Here is a 1,812-nt window from a genome sequence, read left to right on the forward strand (position 1 = left end):
TTCAGCGTACTATGTCAAGAAATTTTTTCTGAAATTTGAGCAACTCAAACACACCTAACCACTTACTTTTTCAAAAAGTTAGCAACCGACAGAGGAGCGATGCTTGGAACCGGCCTTTCTTGGACTTGAAAGGAAATAGCCTCGTTTTTCAATCCTGTAATGCAATCTGGCTGAGTGCAGAATAGACGCTAACGTACAATTCGCATTTACAGGACGAGGTGGATAAAGCTGAAACACGAGATCCTAAGGTCTCCAAGAAAGTGATCCGATCTTCCTCAGTCCCAGAAAGACCGGTTCCAAGGTATGATGTCGTTGTTATGACGCAACTAACGTAGGCATAATGCAACTGAATTTCAGTTTCTTATTGACTTCTTCAAGGATGCGGTATTCGGGACACTGCGATTGAAACGGTGTACGATCTCGCAGCATAGCAAATGCGATTTTGAGCATTTTATTGCCCATGGCTATGTAAATGGCCCGCTCATGCTTTCCACGTTGCTTCAGACGTTCGTGAAAGGGGTTGAGATCCTTGTTGTGCATACAGAGATTCTTGCCTGCTATGAATACCACATAGCGGAGGTGATCATTGCCCTGTTTGGAAATTTTGCGATAAGAACCGGCACCGCCGCCTGATTGCTTGACAATTGGATTTGTGCCAGCTTTCTTAATCAATTGGTTCCCGTTAGAGAACTGCGATACGTCGCCAATTTCGGCATAAAGTTCAGCTGCTGTCGATACCCCCATGCCGGGTACGGTAAGCAGCAGTCGCCCGTCTGTCTGAAGGAGAAGGCATTCGATCTCTTGCTCCAATGCTTCAATTTTGGCATCAAAGGCACGCAAGTCACGCAGCTTCATATGAAGCAGCAGGAGCTCGGGATGAAGGTCCAGCACGTTCCTGAATAAGGCTTGCTCAGCAATGTGCAGAAGCTTCTCAATGGCGGTGTTTCGCAGCTTCAGGTTGTGTTGAATGGAAAGCTTGCGAAGGCCGCTGGCGCCTAGTTCGAGCACTGCTGCGGGGTGCGGATAGTGTTCCATAAAGAAGAGGGAGGCCTTCCCCCAAAAATCGCTGAACACCTTAATTTTGCGAGCCTTACCATTGGAATGATCCGCATAACCTTGGTACTCGCGCCAGATGATGTCCATGAGTGAACGGATCTCCATACGCAGGGAGGAACGTTTACGGACTTCAGAGCGTCGCGCGCGTGTCAACACATGAAGTTGGCGGTGCAGTCCATCCAGCAGTTTGTTCTCTGTGGCTTTGTTGCTTTTGATAGCGTGGGCAATGGCGACTAAATCCAGATCGTCTGTTTTACACCAACTGAGCGCACTGGCGCGTTCCTCGAAGGTGGTGTAAGGGTTGAGAATCTGAACGAGATAGCCGCGCTTGGCCATTTCGCGGACGATGTCCTCGTAATAATGGCCCGTTGCTTCGACGCCTAGAAACAAGCGCACCGCCTGCGTGGCTGCAACCGCATGCTCAATCTTGCAGGTAAGTAGCTCCATACCAGAATCATTCACCGAGAAAAAGAAGGGCTTTTCAATGATGTCGCCGAAATAATTGCAGATCAGGGCTTTTTGGTGGAGCTTGGCCGCATCGATCGCTACGATGAGGACCTGCTCCAGGTTAGCACCTCTTAGTTGTTGACTGAACTTGGTTCCCTTAAGGCCTTGAATATTTAAGGATTTCCCCATGCGACTTCAACCTCCTAGGGTAGGGTAGGTAAGATTGAAGCTCTCTCTGTCGGGTGCTTCTTTCTTCGATAGTCGCTGGGGATTTCCTGTTCTAATCGGATTATATTACACGCCAGAAAG

The 1,812-nt window shown here is 48.6% G+C and carries 1 protein-coding gene; it reads right to left on the reverse strand.

Going from position 1 to position 1,812, the window contains the following annotated elements; translation table 11 throughout:
• Nucleotides 1-315: 315 nt before the first annotated feature.
• Nucleotides 316-1,692, reverse strand: coding sequence for an IS110 family RNA-guided transposase (locus ACFO3S_RS27840; RefSeq protein ID WP_378103028.1), 1,377 nt, complete (start codon nt 1,690-1,692; stop codon nt 316-318).
• Between the last annotated feature and the right edge of the window lie 120 nt (nt 1,693-1,812).

Origin of the sequence: Cohnella hongkongensis (assembly GCF_042654645.1) — a bacterium.
Lineage (GTDB): Bacteria > Bacillota > Bacilli > Paenibacillales > Paenibacillaceae > Cohnella > Cohnella hongkongensis.